Annotated in this window: 11 protein-coding genes; 9 read left to right on the forward strand and 2 right to left on the reverse strand. The window is 70.8% G+C overall.

What is annotated here, in order from left to right:
- Positions 1-44: 44 nt before the first annotated feature.
- The gene (locus QSK25_RS35500; protein WP_285644891.1) at positions 45-998 is read left to right on the forward strand and encodes a helix-turn-helix transcriptional regulator; all 954 of its coding nucleotides are present in this window, start codon (positions 45-47) and stop codon (positions 996-998) included.
- On the opposite strand, the gene QSK25_RS35505 is transcribed toward QSK25_RS35500, so the two are convergent.
- Positions 987-1,457: a DUF4262 domain-containing protein gene (locus QSK25_RS35505; RefSeq protein WP_285644893.1), complete on the reverse strand. Its 471-nt coding sequence runs from the start codon at positions 1,455-1,457 to the stop codon at positions 987-989. The two genes, QSK25_RS35500 and QSK25_RS35505, sit on opposite strands and share 12 nt — an antisense overlap.
- Before the next feature lie 287 nt (positions 1,458-1,744).
- Between QSK25_RS35505 and QSK25_RS35510 the strand changes: the two genes are divergently transcribed.
- The 4 genes from QSK25_RS35510 (at position 1,745) to QSK25_RS35525 (ending at position 7,221) form a co-directional block, all read left to right on the forward strand.
- Entirely contained in the window at positions 1,745-4,753 is a 3,009-nt protein-coding gene (locus QSK25_RS35510) for a TIR domain-containing protein (protein WP_285644895.1), read from the forward strand.
- A 130-nt stretch (positions 4,754-4,883) separates the two neighbouring features.
- Positions 4,884-5,354, forward strand: coding sequence for an RNA polymerase sigma factor (locus tag QSK25_RS35515; RefSeq protein WP_285644897.1), 471 nt, complete (start codon positions 4,884-4,886; stop codon positions 5,352-5,354).
- The gene (locus QSK25_RS35520) at positions 5,347-6,360 is read left to right on the forward strand and encodes an NsdA family TPR-like regulatory protein (RefSeq protein WP_285644899.1); all 1,014 of its coding nucleotides are present in this window, start codon (positions 5,347-5,349) and stop codon (positions 6,358-6,360) included. The genes QSK25_RS35515 and QSK25_RS35520 overlap by 8 nt, the downstream gene beginning before the upstream one ends.
- 57 nt (positions 6,361-6,417) lie before the next feature.
- Complete coding sequence (locus QSK25_RS35525; protein WP_285644901.1) at positions 6,418-7,221, forward strand: SAM-dependent methyltransferase; 804 nt, start codon at positions 6,418-6,420, stop codon at positions 7,219-7,221.
- Here the strand turns inward: QSK25_RS35525 and QSK25_RS35530 are convergent.
- The gene (locus QSK25_RS35530) at positions 7,218-8,831 is read right to left on the reverse strand and encodes an RICIN domain-containing protein (protein ID WP_285644902.1); all 1,614 of its coding nucleotides are present in this window, start codon (positions 8,829-8,831) and stop codon (positions 7,218-7,220) included. The two genes, QSK25_RS35525 and QSK25_RS35530, sit on opposite strands and share 4 nt — an antisense overlap.
- A 162-nt stretch (positions 8,832-8,993) precedes the next feature.
- On the opposite strand from QSK25_RS35530, the gene QSK25_RS35535 reads away from it, so the two are divergent.
- From QSK25_RS35535 to QSK25_RS35550, 4 genes are all read left to right on the forward strand, one after another.
- Positions 8,994-9,500, forward strand: coding sequence for a SigE family RNA polymerase sigma factor (locus QSK25_RS35535; RefSeq protein WP_285644903.1), 507 nt, complete (start codon positions 8,994-8,996; stop codon positions 9,498-9,500).
- Positions 9,497-10,420 carry an LCP family protein gene (locus QSK25_RS35540; protein WP_285644905.1) on the forward strand — a complete coding sequence of 308 codons (924 nt, stop codon included), beginning with the start codon at positions 9,497-9,499 and terminating at the stop codon, positions 10,418-10,420. The genes QSK25_RS35535 and QSK25_RS35540 overlap by 4 nt, the downstream gene beginning before the upstream one ends.
- 86 nt (positions 10,421-10,506) lie before the next feature.
- Positions 10,507-13,266 (forward strand): helix-turn-helix transcriptional regulator, encoded by a 2,760-nt coding sequence (locus tag QSK25_RS35545; RefSeq protein WP_285644907.1) that lies wholly within the window; start codon positions 10,507-10,509, stop codon positions 13,264-13,266.
- Positions 13,267-13,409: 143 nt separating this feature from the next.
- Complete coding sequence (locus QSK25_RS35550; RefSeq protein WP_285644910.1) at positions 13,410-14,330, forward strand: hypothetical protein; 921 nt, start codon at positions 13,410-13,412, stop codon at positions 14,328-14,330.
- Positions 14,331-14,359 lie beyond the last annotated feature (29 nt).

Genomic DNA, 14,359 nt, shown 5'->3' on the forward strand with positions numbered 1-14,359 from the left:
AGATAGGACCGTTCCGGTCCTAGTTCGTGCTTAGGTTGGCGACCATGAGTGATGCGGCTCGGTTGTTGCGCCTGCTGTCCCTGCTGCAGACACCTCGGGAGTGGCCGGGCAGCGAACTCGCCGAGCGGCTCGGGGTCACCGGGCGGACCGTGCGGCGCGACGTCGAACGGTTGCGCGACCTCGGGTATCCCGTCGAGGCGACGCTCGGGGCGCTCGGCGGGTACCGGCTCGTGGCGGGTGCGGCCATGCCGCCGTTGCTGCTCGACGACGAGGAGGCGGTGGCGATCGCCGTCGGGTTGCGGACGGCCGCGCGGCAGCCCGTGGCGGGCATCGCCGAAGCCTCGCTGCGAGCGTTGGCGAAGTTGCAGCAGGTGCTGCCGCCCCGGCTCGGCCGGCGGGTTTCGGCGCTCACGAAGGCCACGTCGGCGGCGGAGGCGTCGTTCGCCACGCTCGTCGATCCCGGCCAGCTCACCGTGATCGCGGCGGCCACCACCGCGCGCGAGCGGCTGCGGTTCGCGTACGTGACCAACGAGAGCGCGGTCGCCAAGCGGCACGTGGAGCCTGTTCAGTTGGTAGCGCTCGGCCGGCGCTGGTACCTCCTCGCCTTCGACGTGGAACGGGACGACTGGCGGATCTTCCGGCTGGACCGCGTGTCCGAGGCGTTCGCCACCGGGGCGCGGTTCACCCCGCGCGTGCCACCCGGCGGCGACGCCGCGGAGTTCGTGGCACGCAGGATGTACGACTCAGCGCCCACCTACCGGGCACACGCGACGCTGCGGCTGCCCGCGGACCTCGCGCGGGCGCGCCTGGCGGACTTCGCCGGCGACATCACGCCGGTGGACGACGACTCGTGCACGTGGCACAGCGTCGAGGACACGATCGACTACCTCGCGTTCCGGCTCACCCTGCTGGGCTGTGACTTCGTGGTGCACGGGCCCGGCGAACTCGTCGAGCACCTGCGCGGCCTGGGCGAGCGGATCTCCCGCTCAGTCCGGTGAGGCCCTGATCCCCAGCACCGGCTGCCCTCCCCGCACGCCGGAGTACGCGCGGTCCCACGGCCAGCGCCCCGCGGAGTCGGCGTGCACGAGCTGCAACGCCGAGATGCCCTCGCCGTACAACCGCGCGGACACCAGCAGGTGCGCCCACGGCCGTTCGACGCGCACGACCTCCAGCAACTGCCCGGACACGGTGAAGCGGTCCCCCGGCGACGGCAGGCAGACGCGCACGACGTGATCGGCCGCCGCGTCGAGCAGGCGCCCCGCCTCCAGCACGGGCAGGCCCGTCACGACGAGCTCCGGCAGCCCGTGCGGACTCAGGCCGACCGTGTAGGCCCAGGGCGGATGGGCTCTGTCCCGGTCCATCGCCTGCACGGCCCACCCGCGCGCGTCGATGCAGCGGCGCAGGGTCGCCAGGTGCTCCTCCATGCGGTCGGCGGGGTGGTCGCAGTCCCAGCACATCGTGGTCTCCTCGGATCGGTGGTGGATCCAGTGTGCCGAGGAGCACCGACAAGATCGTTTGGGCAGTTCGTTGACAGAAAGTGGACAAACGATCTGTGGGCCGTCTGGATCGTTAATCTGCGACGCACGGAGGATCGTGCATGCGCCAACGAACGCGTCTCACCGCGGCCGTAGCGGCCGCGGCCGTGTCCACCCGCCGGTCCTCCCGATCGGACGGAGACATGGGCGACATAGGACCCGGTAATGCGCCACGGCCCACAATGGACGCCAGGGGCTGCGGGGCCTGAATGCACTTCGAACCCGGCACCCCGCTCGCGGACGCGGTCAAGGCCGCCAGGTCCGCGGCGCTGCGCGGCAACGTGCTCGGCGTCGACCTCGCCTACCGCCGGGCCGCCCGGATCAGCCCGCTGGTGGCCCACGACCACTGCGCCACCCTGCTGAACCTCGGCGCGGTCACCAAGGCCGCGCAACGCTGCGACGAGTACCTCGACCGCACCAAGGACACCACCCTGCGCATCCTGCGGGCCCAGATCCGCAGTGCCGCAACGGATCACACCGGTGCCGAGCAGGACGTCCGCGAACTGCGCAAGCTCAAGCTCACCGAACTCGAACAGGCGCGGCTCGCCCGCGTCGCCGCGCTCGCCGCCGCCGACCGCTACGACTACCCCACCGCGGAGAGCGAGTTCGACGCCGCCGAACGCCACTTCCGCCGCGCCGGCCGCCCGGAACACCTCGAGCACGTCAGCCGGGACCGGGTCCTGCTCGACGTCCGCAGGGGCAGCCGCGTCTCGAAGATCACCACGACCCCGCCGAGCAGTCCCGCCGAGTTCCTGCAACGGGCCACCGCGTTGCGCCGCGAGGTCCGCTACGACGAGGCGCTGGCGTTGATGACGAGGTGCGCCACCAGCTACCAGATCGAACCCGCGCTGCGGTTCGCGGTCCTGTTCGAGCTGACCGTGCTGCTCGTGATGACCAGGCAGGCGGGTGCGGCCCGGCGCCTGTTCCCGCTGCTCGTCGCCGCGGCGGGCCCGGACGCCATCTCCCGGCTCCCCGACGCCACGCAGACGTTGCGCCCGGAGCGCAGGCTCACCCACGTGCGCCGCCTGATCGCCGACGACGAACTGCTGAAGGCGGAAGGCATGCTGGGCGAGGGGAACTCCCCGCTGTGGCACCTCACCGCCGCCGAACTCGCCTACGCACAGGGAGAACTCGAACAGGCCGCGAAGCACTTCGAGGTCGCCAGCAGGTCGGGCCACGCCGAACTCACCGCGCTCGCCCTGCGCAAGCTCGGCGACACCTTCGCCGACGCGGGCCACGAGGCCCTCGCGACCCGGCACTGGGCCGAGTCGCACCGGGTCGAGGAGAGCGTCGCCGACCACCGCGACAGCTCCAGCGTCAAGCTCAGGATGCTGCGCACCGCCCCGGACGTGCGCGACGGCCGGGTGCGCGCGGCCGCCCGCCGCGTCCACCGCGAGGGCGCGAAGGCGTTGCCGGGACTGGTGGTCGCCGTCGAGGCCGCCCGCGGCACGGCGCTGGCCGACCACCGCGACCTGCCGGGGTTCGCCGAACTGAAGGCCGCGCGGCGCTGGCTCTCCCGCGCCACCCGGCACCTCGCCGGGGACCAGGTCGTGTGGATGATGCACGCGACCCCGGACCGGCTGCACCACGTGCTGGTCAAGGGCCGCCGTATCACGCACCTCACGACCGACGTGCACGTCGGCGACCTCACCGACACGATCCGCCGCATCAAGGCCTGGAAACCCCGCTACGACCCGGCGGTCCTCAGCGCGCTGCTCCAGGAGCTCAGCCACCAGATCGCGCTGGACGAGGTCGTGAAAGCCCTGCCTGCCGGCGCGACCAGGGTCGTCGTGGTGGCGGACGGCCTGCTGGCGGACGTCCCGCTGACGGGCCTGCCGGTCGCCGGCACGCACCTCGGCCGGGTCCTCGCGTTGTCCAGCCTGCCGAACCTGTCGGCGCTGCGCCCGTTGCACCGCCGCGCCCGCGGGCAGCGCGGCGACCAGGCCGAGATCGTCGGGAAAGCCGAAGAACTGCAACGGGTCCTGGACGAACGACGCTGCCAGCGCGTGCGCATCAACGCCCACGGCATGCACGACCGGATGAACCCCGAGTTGTCGTGGCTCCAGTTCACCGACGAACAGGTGTCCGCGGAAGCGTTGGCGGAGCTGGACTTCAGCGCGTTCGGCACGGTCGTGCTCGGCGCCGCCGACCTCGGTTTCGCCCACGCGACCATCACCGCCGGCACGTCGTCGGTCCTCGCCGCCCGCTGGCAACCGGCGGCCGACGCGCGGCGCAAGGTGCTCGACGCGTTCGACCACCACCTGGCCAAGTTCCCGAGAGACCTCGCACTGCAGCACGCGCTGAAGGAAGTCGCCGACCGGCACCCGGCCGACTGGGCCTGCTGGTCCCTGCACGGCGACGCGGGCGTGCAGACCTCAGCGGGCCCGCTGCGCAGAAGACTCAGGAAGGACGGAGACCCCGTGCCGCTCGAAACCCGCCCCAAGGTGTTCCTGTCGTTCGCCGGGAAGGACCGCGGCCACGCCGAGAAGCTCCGCGCCGAACTGGAGGCCCGCAACGTCAACGCGTACCTGGACGAGAACGAGGCCGAGGCCGGCGACACCGCGACCGCCGCGATCGACGAGGCGCTGGCCACGTCGGACTACTACGTGCTGCTGTGGTCGGAGAACACCCCGCACCGCGAGTGGGTCGCGGCGGACTGGACGGCGGCGTTCAACCTCGAGATGACCCGCCGCCGCGCCTTCCTGTTCATCGTGCGGCTGGACGAGGAACCGCTGCCCCCGCTGCTCGCGCCGCGCAAGCACATCGACCTGGTGGACGCGGCCGACCGCCTGGTCGCGACCTGGCGGGCCGATCGCAAGTCCGAGCTCCCCGTGTTCCCGCAACCGGTCCCGCCCACGCCGGACGGCCCGACGGTCGCGATCTCGGTGCGCAGCCACGACCTCGGCACCACGCACGTCGTCATGACCCCGTTGCACCTCACCGGCTCCGCGCTCTACCGGTCGGTGTTCGAGGCGCTGCAGCTGCCGACCGAGCAGATCACGTTCGACGGCACGATCGGCATGCGCTTCACCTACGAGCTGTACCAGCAGAACGAACCGATCGCGGACGACGAGTCCACTGTGGAGCTCGCCTCCGACGTGGTGGACATCGCCGTCCGCGTCGAGTCGTTCAAGCAGGACCAGGAGACCGACGAGGGGCTGGACGTCGACCAGCAACGGATGCTGCTCGTCGCCGCCTTCCGCCACCTGCTCCCCTAGCCCGCTCCGCGGCAGCATGAACCCGAACGGGTGAATTCGGCGACCTCTTCTCAGCCTTTGCCGCATTCACCGCCTGTCACCGGTGAAGGTCGCCTCAGGGCGGTGAACGGCACTCGCGGGCGTTGAAGGGATGACAGTGGACCAGGGCTTCGCCGAGTTCTTCCGCGAGTGCAGGCCCGTGGTCACGCGGACGCTCACGGCGTTGAGCGGCGACACGCGCGTGGTCGACGACATCGCGCAGGACGCGTTCGTGATCGCTCAGCACCGATGGGCGGACATCCACGCGTACGACAAGCCCGAGGCGTGGGTGCTCAAGGTCGCGATACGACTCATGCGTCGCTACCAGCAGAAGCACTCGCACGAGGCGTTAGTGGCTTCGGTGCCTGAAGTCGTGCAGCCGTCGTTCGAAACGGAGGCGCTGCACGCCGCGTTGCGCGAGCTCTCGCCCCGGCACCGCGAGACCGTGGCGTTGCACCACCTGCTCGGCTACTCGGTCAGCGAGATCGCCGCCGTCCTCACCGTCGGCGAGTCCACCGTGCGCACGCACCTCACCCGCGGCCGGGCCGAGCTGCGGCGCATCCTCGGAGGCAGTGATGAGTGAGCTGCTGGACGACTTCGAGCTCGACGAGGCCGTCGAACACCAGTACCACCTGGGCGCCCAGGCCGAACGGGCCGGACGCCTGCGGGACGCGGCCGTGCACTTCCGGGTGGCCGCCGACCAACGCCTCGGCGACGCCGCGGTGCGGTTGGCCCGCGTCCTGTTCGCCCTCGGCGAGGAAACCGAGGCCCTGTCGTGGTGCCGGGCCGCCGTCGCCGACGGCTTCCCCGAGGCAGCGGACCTGGCCGAGGAGAACGCGGCCGCACGGCAGCGCTTCCTGGAGCACGCGGCCCGGATCATGGTCGGCGCGCCGACGTTCGACTGGGTCCCGTCCGGCGTGCCGTCCGTTCAGACACCGGCCGCCACGATCGCCGCACGCACCAGGGCGTTGCGCGCCCTGGACGAACGCTACGGCGGAATCGCCTGCCACAGCGCGGTTCTCGAACACCTCGCCGAGGTGGAACCGATGATCGTCGCAGGCGACCCTCCCACCTGGACCGCCGTCGCCGAGGTCTGCGAACTGGCGGGCTGGACGGCGTTCGACAGCGGCCTGCCCGGCACCGCCCTGCCGCACTTCGCCCACGCCCTGACCCTCGCCCGCCAGGCCGAGGACGAGGCGCTGATCGCGTCCGTCCTCACCCGAGCGGGCCGGATGTTCCTGCACCACAACGCACCCGACGACGCCTACCGGGCGTTCCAGCTGGGCCTCGTCGCCGCGCACAACGCCTGGGCGGACCGCCGCACGCTGGACGACCCACCCACCGCCATCACGGCCCTGACGGCGAAACTGGGCACGTACGGCGAAGGCCGCGCCCGAACGCTGACCCTGACCGCCCTGGCCCGCAACCACCTCGCGCTGGGCAACCTCGCGCGAGCCACCGAGTTCGCCGCCCAGGCAGTCGACGCGGGCAGGAATCTGCGATCGGCCCGTGCCGACGACCACCTGGCCTGGCTGGCAGCGGAAGCCCGCGCATCAGGTGCAACGGCACTGGCGGAACAGCTTTCCTGATCCTTCACCCGATCCAGACCGATACACGCCTGCGCACAAGCGAGTAGGTTCGTCGGCATGGCCGAGCCGTTCGCATGGGTGCCCGCAGGAATCAACACGGACGTGCCCAGCGCGGCACGCGTCTACGACTTCCTGCTGGGAGGTGGCCACAACTTCGCGGCGGACCGCATGGTCGGCGAGAAGGTGCTGCACGTCCTGCGCGACGGCCGCGCCATCGCCTCGTCGAACCGCTCGTTCATGCGCCGAGCCGTCCTCCTGATGATGGAGAAGGGCATCACCCAGTTCCTCGACCTGGGCTCGGGAATCCCCACCGTCGGCAACGTCCACGAGATCGTGCAACAGGAAAACCCGGACGCACGGGTCGTGTACGTCGACTACGACGAAGTGGCCGTCTCCCACAGCCAACTCCTCCTCGAGGACAACGACAAGGCGGGCGTCGTCCAAGCCGACATGTGCCGCCCGGACGACGTCCTGTCCGACCCGGTCGTCAAGGACCTGATCGACTTCACCCAGCCGGTCGGCCTGCTCATGGTCGCCGTGCTGCACTTCGTCTCGGACGAGAAGGGCCCGGCCGACGTCGTGGCCCGCTACCGCGACGCCATGCCGTCCGGCAGCCTCATCGCCCTCTCCCACCTCACCGCCGACTTCAAGCCGCAGGAGATGGGCGCCGTCGTCGACGCCATGAAGCACAGCCGCGACCCGATGTACTTCCGCTCCCTCCCGGAGTTCGAGCCGATGTTCGCCGGCCTGGAACTCCTCCCGCCGGGCGTCGTCTCGGCGCCGCAGTGGCACCCGGAACTCGGCCCGGCCGGAGTTGGCGATCCCGCCGACGTCTACGTGGGCATCGGCCGCAAGCCCTAGCGGAACTTCCAGGCCTGCGCCGCGGTTCCGTTGCAGGTCCAGATGTTCAGCCGGGTGCCGGGCGTCGCCGAGGCGTTCGGGTTGTCCAGGCACAGGCCCGACTGAGGGTTCTGCACGGAGCCGTCGGCCCGCACGCGCCACTGCTGCGCGCCCGTGCCGTTGCACTGCCAGAGCTGGACGGCGGTGCCGTTGGTGGTGCCGCCGTTGCTGACGTCGAGGCACTTGCCGGAGATGGCGATGGTGCCGTCGGCGACGACTCGCCAGCGTTGGGCGTGGGAGTTGTTGCACGTCCAGGTCTGGACCGGGTTGCCGTTGGCGGTGCCGCCCGCGTTGTTGTCCAGGCAGAGGGCCGGGTTCGCGGCCAGTGCGACGGTGCCGGTGCCGGACGGGAGGCGTTCGGCGGGCAGGGCCGGGGTGTTGCGGTGGTAGAAGTCGACGGCCAGGTAGTTCGGGGTCTTGCGGGCCGCCGGCTCGCAGAAGCGCTGGGCCCGGTTGACGGCCTTGGAGTTGTCGGTGGCGACGGTGCCCTCCATCGGGACGTCGCGGAAGTGGTTCATGACGAAGAGCGGGCGGAAGCCGGTTTCCGTGGCGGTGAGGGGCTTCTCGCCCCAGCGGGAGTAGCAGGACCAGTCGGAGCCGTCGACGCCCGCACCCATGGACCAGTAGTTCTCGACGGTCCAGTCCTTCTGGTAGAGGACGCCGGAGTCCTCGCGGCCGTCGCGGCCGTGGTCGGTGAAGATGAGCAAACGCTTGCCGGAGGCCCTCATCTGGGACAACGTCGGCCAGCCGTGCTCGCGGACGCCCTCGGCCCGGAAGAGGACGTCGTTCAGGCCCCGGACACGGGCCAGTTCGGCGCGCAGGACGTCGGCGGAGACGTAGTCCTCGAGGAAGACCGTGACGACCTCGGTGGGGCGGGACTTCAGGAAGTCGACGATGCGCTGGAGGTCGACGTTCAGGGCCACCGGACGGATGACGGCGGTGCAGCTGTTGTGGCAGAGGATGGCGCCGTCGGGGGTCTGGTGGATGTCGAGCATGAAGCCGCGGACGCCGTCGTTGAGCTGCTGCACGATGCCGCGGGACTGGTTCGGGGCGATGTTGGCGAACATGAAGCCGCCGTCTACGCCGTTCGCGTAGGCGTTGTGGGAGGTCAGGAACGTCATCTCGTCCAGGCGCGGGTCGGCGGGGACGGGCACGCGGACCGGGGTGACCGGGGTCAGGTACCAGGTGTCGTCGCCGGTGCCGACGCGGACCTGGTCGGTGCCGGACGCGATCAGGTAGCGGTCGGCACCGGGGTCCTTGAAGCGGTATCTGTCCTGGTCGTCGAGTTGGCCGACCCACTGTGCGTCGGGGCTGGAACAGCTGGTCATCTGGGCGGTGTCGCCGCTGCGGCCGAGGCACTGGCCGCCTTCGGAGAGGGTGCTGCCGTTCCACGAGAACTGCTGGCGGTCCTCGTTGCCCTTGGGGCGGTGTTGCTGGACGGCGGTGCCGGAGACGGCCGCGTTCTGGCCGGTCACGGCGCTTTGCAGGTAGTAGTCGCCATTGGGGGCGGCGGCTGCGTCCACCGGGACGAGCAGCAGCGGCACCAGCGCGAGTGCAGGGATGATGCGCATGGGGTGAAGGCTCGCTCATGGACGTGAACATGAAAAGGATTCATGCCGAAATCCGTCCGAACCGAGACATCGGTGAGCCGGGCCACAGAAGTCGATGCAGCGGATCGGGTCGCGGGAGGGGTTTCCCACTCCGCAAGCGACCGCGAACGAGAAGGGGGCGGCGTGGGGTTCGACCAGTTCGTCGCTGATCGGCTGGACCGGCTGTTGGGGTACGCCACGGCCATCACCTGCGACAAACACCTGGCGCAGGACATCGTGCAGAACGTGCTCATGCGCGCGCAGGGCAAGTGGGAACGCATCGGGGCGATGGACGCGCCCTACCTCTACGTGAAGCGCATGGTGACCAACGACTACCTGTCGTGGCGTCGCCGCAGGGCCGCGAGAGAGATAGCCGTCGAACGCGCGGAGCTCGCGCAGCACGTGCCGTCGATGGCAGACCCGGCCGACGCACACGCCGAACGTGACGCCATGCGCGCGCGGATCGCCGTGCTGCCACGTAAGCAACGTGCCGCGTTGGTGCTCAGGTTCTACGAGGACTGTTCCGACGCGGAGATCGCACAGGTGCTCGGGTGCACGGAATCGACCGTGCGCAGCCAACTCTCTCGTGCGCTGCAGACGTTGCGTGCCCACGAACTCGCCCGATCCGCCACCCTGGGGGTGCAAGCATGAACGACCTGATCCGTCAGGCCATCGAGGCCGAGGCCGGGGAGCGCGTCGACTCCCGGACGGTGCTCGCGAACCTGCACAAGGCCAAGAAGCGCAAGCCGCTCGGCCTGATCGTCGGGGTCGCCACGCTGACGGCCGCTGCCGCCGCGGCCGCCGTCATCATCCCGACGACGATCAAGAAGACCGACGCCGCGCCCGCCGCGCAGCCCCCGGCGGCGCAGAACGTCCTGCTCATCGGCACGGACCCGGACCACCGCAGCGACGCGCTCGTGCTCGCCCGGTTCGAGGGCGACGGGTCGGTCGCGGTCGTCTCCCTGCCCCGCGACGTCTACGTGGGGTCGAGCCCCGACCGGATCAACAGCCTGTACATGGAGGACCCGCGCAGGCTGACGGACGCGGTCGAGCAGATGACCGGGGCGAGGATCGACCACTGGGCTGCCGTCAACATGGCCGCGTTCGGACAGGTCGCGGCCGCGGTGGGCGGGGTCGAGGTGTGCCTGAACGCACCGGCGAAGGACGAGTACAGCGGCACCGACCTGCCCGCCGGCAAGCAGAAGATCGCCGGCGACCAGGTGCTCGGGTTCCTGCGGCAGCGGCACGGCCTGCAGAACGGGGACCTGGACCGGACGAAGCGGCAGCAGGCGTTCCTCGCCGGGCTCGCCGCGAAGATCTCCGGAGACCAGGCTCTGATGATCGCCCGCCAGGTCAAGGACACGATCCAGGTCGACGAGGGCTTCGACGTGGTGGAGTTCGCGGCGCGGTTCCAGGGGCCGGTGAAGATCCGGACGGCGACGCTGCCGGTGCAACCCGAGGTCGAGCGGGGCGGCACGTTCGGGCTCGGGGTCGACCCCGCCCAGGCGAAGCAGTTCGTCGCGGACCAGTTCAGCGGCAAGGGTCCGGCCGAGCCGGGCTGCGTCGACTGACGATCACTCGGATGGAGCATCAAGTCGCCCTTCTGCGCAGCCGATGACCTGCGTGTAGCGAGGGAAGCGGCCGCTACGATCAATTCGTGCGCGAACCACTTGAACGTGACTCCGAGATCGCGCACATTCGTGAAGCTCTGGACGCAGCCACCCGTGGTGAGGGTCGCGTCGTCGTCATCGAGGGCCGTGCGGGCATCGGCAAGACCAGGCTCGTGCACGAGTGCCGTGAGCTGGCCAAGGAGCGCGGGTTCGGCAGGCTCCAGGCGGTGGGTGACGCCCTGGAGAGCGCCATGGCGTGGGGCGTCGTCCGGCAGATGGTCGAACGGTCGGTGTCGCGGTACTCCGGCGAGATCCGCGAGAAGATCCTCGCCGGGCCGTCCGGGGCGGCGCTGAAGGCCCTGGACGACGCCGCGCTCGACCCGAGCCAGGCTGAGCTCGCTCGCACGTTGCACTCGTTGTGGTGGGTCGCGGTGGACCTCTCGTCCACCCGCCCGCTGCTGATCACGGTGGACGACGCGCACTGGGCGGACCACTCGTCGCTGCAGTTCCTCGTCTACCTGTCGCGCCGGATCGCGGACCTGCCGATCGCGCTGGTCGTCGCGACGAGGCCACCGCTCGACAACTTCGGACCGCTCGCGCAGCTCAGCGTGTCCGCCGACCGGTTGTTGCCGCGCCCGCTCACGGCGGACGCGCTCGGTGAACTTGTCGGCGGGCACCCCGAGGTGATCACCGCCCTGCACGCGGCGAGCGGCGGAAACCCCTTCCTGTCCGGCGTTCTGGTCGACGAGCTCAACGCGCTCGGCCTGCCGCTCGACGTGCCGGAGACGGCGGAGGAGGTCGGCACCCTCGGCCCCAGCACGGTCTTCCGCGCCACGCTCGGGCGGTTGCCGGCCGAAGCGGTGGCGCTCGCGGGCGCGGTCGCGGTGCTCGGCACGCACGCCGATCCCTGGCAGTCCGCCGAACTGGCCGAGGTCACCGACCTCCCGGCCGCCGTCGAGGCGCTCACCGCGGCCAACGTCCTGGTTACCGGCGAACAGCTGGAGTTCGTGCATCCCGTGGTGCGGGAAGCGGTGCTGGCGAACCTGGGCCCGATCGCCCGCGCCTCGCTGCACGCGCGGGCCGCTCAGAAACTCCAGGAAGCCCACGCTCCGGCCGACCGGATCGCCGCGCACCTCGTGCACGCTCCCAAGGGGACGCTCCCGAACGCCGCCGAGGTGCTCAGGAAGGCCGCGGCGGCGTTGCTCGCGGCCGGCGACCCCCGCACGGCCGCAGGCCACCTGACCCGGGCCGTCGACGAGAAGCCCGCGGACGCGGCACTGCGCGCGGAACTCGGCCGGGCGCTGCTGCGGGTCGGCGACGCGGTCAACGCCCACCGTCACCTCAAGGCAGCGGCACAGGGCCTGCCGGACGCCGAACTCGTCGCAGCGGCGGCATCGGCAACGGCGGCGCTCGAAGGTCCGGCGGCAGCCATCGCCGAACTGACCGAGGCCATCGCCGCACGGCCCGATGGCGAGTCACGCCTGCACCTCGAAGCACGGCTCGCGGTGTTCCGCTCGTTCCTCCCCGACCAGCGCCAGACAGCGTCCGCCCACCTCAGCGCGTACGCGGGCCTGGCAGGCAGCACCCCGGACGAACGCACGCTCCTCGGCCTTCTCGCCCAGATGGGCCGCTACGAGGTGTGGCCGCACGACGAGGTCGCCACGACCGCAACGCGCGCGCTCGCGAACGGTGCCTACCTCGACGACGCGACGGGCAGCACGGACGCGATGGTCGCCTGGCTGGTGGCGTTGCTCGCGCTGATGGCCGCGGACGGCGTCGACACCGCCCGGCACGAGATCGACCGGGCCAGGCTGAAGGTCCGCGCCCACGGCTCGCCGATCGAGTTCGCGATGGTGGCGAACGCGTCGCTGTTCCTCAACTGGCGCTGCGGCCACATGCGGGCCGTCGAGGCGGAGGCCGAGGGCGCGCTGGCCGCCGTCGCGCACGAGGACCCGGTGTCCGAGGTGATCAGCCTCAGGGCGACCTCGACGCACTTCGCGGTCTACGCGGCTCTCGAACGAGGTGACGTCGCCGCCGCGAAGGCGTTCACGACGGCGTTCGACAGCAGGCACGCCGACGCGCGCCTGACCATGCCGATGATCTGGCTGCACGAGGTCCGCGCGCTCACCGCGCTGGCCGAAGGCGACGCGAGGCGCGCCATGTCCGAGGCCTACCGCCAGCGCGACGCCATGCACCAGGTGCACGTGGACCCGCCGACGATCCCCTGGCGTGCCCCGGCGACGAGGGCCGCTCTCCTGCTCAACCAGCACGAACTGGCCGAGGAACTGGCCGCCGAACAGCTCGACGTCGCCCGCAGGTGGGGTGCCGCGACCGAACTCGGCGCCGCCCAGCGCCTGCTCGCGCACGCCTCCCCCGGCGATCGCCTCGACCTCCTCACCGAGTCCGTCCGGGTGCTCGAGGAGTCCCCCGCACGGCTGGAACTCACCCGCTCGCTCGTCGACCTGGGCGAGGCGCTGAGGGTGGCCAGGCGCAGGACGGACGCGCGCGAGCCGTTGCACCGGGCCATCGAACTGGCGCAGGCGTGCGGTTCGACCGTCCTGCAGACCCGCGCCTCCGAGGCGTTGGAGGCGCTCGGAGACCGGCCGCGCAGGCAGGTCGTGCTGGGGGCGGAGGCGCTCACGGCGTCCGAACGCCGGGTGGCCGACCTGGCCGCGGCGGGCCGGGCGAACCGGGAGATCGCGCAGGAGTTGTTCGTGACGCCCAAGACGGTCGAGAACCACCTCGGCCGCATCTACACGAAGCTGGGCATCGCAGGTCGCAGGGACCTCGCCCGCGTCCTTGCCTGAGACAGAGCGACGTGGGGGTGTCCCTGATACACCCAACTTTCGGGCCTGCACGTTGAGGGTTCTCCCCTCATGCCCTTGGGGGTTCGCCTCGGCGAATCTTGTGTCACCGCAGGGGAACACAGGAACTCGAAGGGGAAACCGAAATGATCCGCAACGCTCTCGTCGCCGCCGCCGCTCTCACCGCCGTCGTCGCTCCCGCCACCGCGGTGGCCGACCCGATCATCGGCACGCCGGTCCCGTGCGTCGGCGCCTCCGACCTCGTCGGACCGCAGTTCAACGTCAAGAAGTGCGGGATCAGCGACGTGGACCAGCACCGCGCCGGCCTGGAGAACAACGGCGGCGCGTACTGCGGCCCGGCCTCCCTCTACAACGTCCTGCACTACTGGGGCCACGAGAAGAACGCCCCGGTCGGCTGGCTGACCACCAAGGTCGGCAACCTCGACCCGAAGGACCCGGCCGACTTCAGCGTCATCACGAACTCGATCTGGCGCATCGGCGTGGACGCCAAGTACGACGGCGGCACCAACCTCACGAACCTCCGCAAGGCGTGGGACATCGCCACCAAGCCCGCCCGCGACGCCGGGTGGACGACGTCCTCGGGCGTCGTGAGCACCAACAACGTCTCGGACTTCGGCGGTGAGCTCGCGAAGAAGCTCAACGAGGGCCCGATCCAGCTGGTCTACGGCCGCTACAAGGCGGGCCCCACGGCCGGGTCGTTGCAGCGCAGCGGCGGTCACCTCGTCACGGTCGTGTCGGCCACCGGGTCGTTCAACGGCAACACCATCCAGCTCAAGCTCGCCGACCCGGGCCGCGCGGGTGACAGCGGCCAGGGCAACTACCTCTACACCCAGTCCGCCTACGAGTCGCTCGACGTCACGCTGACCAAGAAGGTCTTCACCGAGTACGTCCCGGTCAAGGACGACGAGAACACCCGCGAGGACGAGTCGATGCAGCCGGGCACCTACCGCACGGTGACGCGCTGGGAGCTCACCGGCCCGCGCTACGTCAGCGACACCACCCGTCAGATGGTCGAGGGCTTCAACTGGTTCGACATGGCGAAGTAAGTACCTGGGGTAACTGCTAGAGGCAGCTT

The organism is Lentzea sp. NBRC 102530, from assembly GCF_030269365.1.
Taxonomy (GTDB): Bacteria; Actinomycetota; Actinomycetes; order Mycobacteriales; family Pseudonocardiaceae; genus Lentzea.

Bases quoted from the DNA above. Each gene is read 5' to 3' on its own strand.
- QSK25_RS35500 (WP_285644891.1), top strand. From the start codon at position 45: ATGAGTGATGCGGCTCGGTTGTTGCGCCTGCTGTCCCTGCTGCAGACA.
- QSK25_RS35505 (WP_285644893.1), bottom strand. From the start codon at position 1,457: ATGTGCTGGGACTGCGACCACCCCGCCGACCGCATGGAGGAGCACCTG.
- QSK25_RS35510 (WP_285644895.1), top strand. From the start codon at position 1,745: ATGCACTTCGAACCCGGCACCCCGCTCGCGGACGCGGTCAAGGCCGCC.
- QSK25_RS35515 (WP_285644897.1), top strand. From the start codon at position 4,884: ATGACAGTGGACCAGGGCTTCGCCGAGTTCTTCCGCGAGTGCAGGCCC.
- QSK25_RS35520 (WP_285644899.1), top strand. From the start codon at position 5,347: ATGAGTGAGCTGCTGGACGACTTCGAGCTCGACGAGGCCGTCGAACAC.
- QSK25_RS35525 (WP_285644901.1), top strand. From the start codon at position 6,418: ATGGCCGAGCCGTTCGCATGGGTGCCCGCAGGAATCAACACGGACGTG.
- QSK25_RS35530 (WP_285644902.1), bottom strand. From the start codon at position 8,831: ATGCGCATCATCCCTGCACTCGCGCTGGTGCCGCTGCTGCTCGTCCCG.
- QSK25_RS35540 (WP_285644905.1), top strand. From the start codon at position 9,497: ATGAACGACCTGATCCGTCAGGCCATCGAGGCCGAGGCCGGGGAGCGC.
- QSK25_RS35550 (WP_285644910.1), top strand. From the start codon at position 13,410: ATGATCCGCAACGCTCTCGTCGCCGCCGCCGCTCTCACCGCCGTCGTC.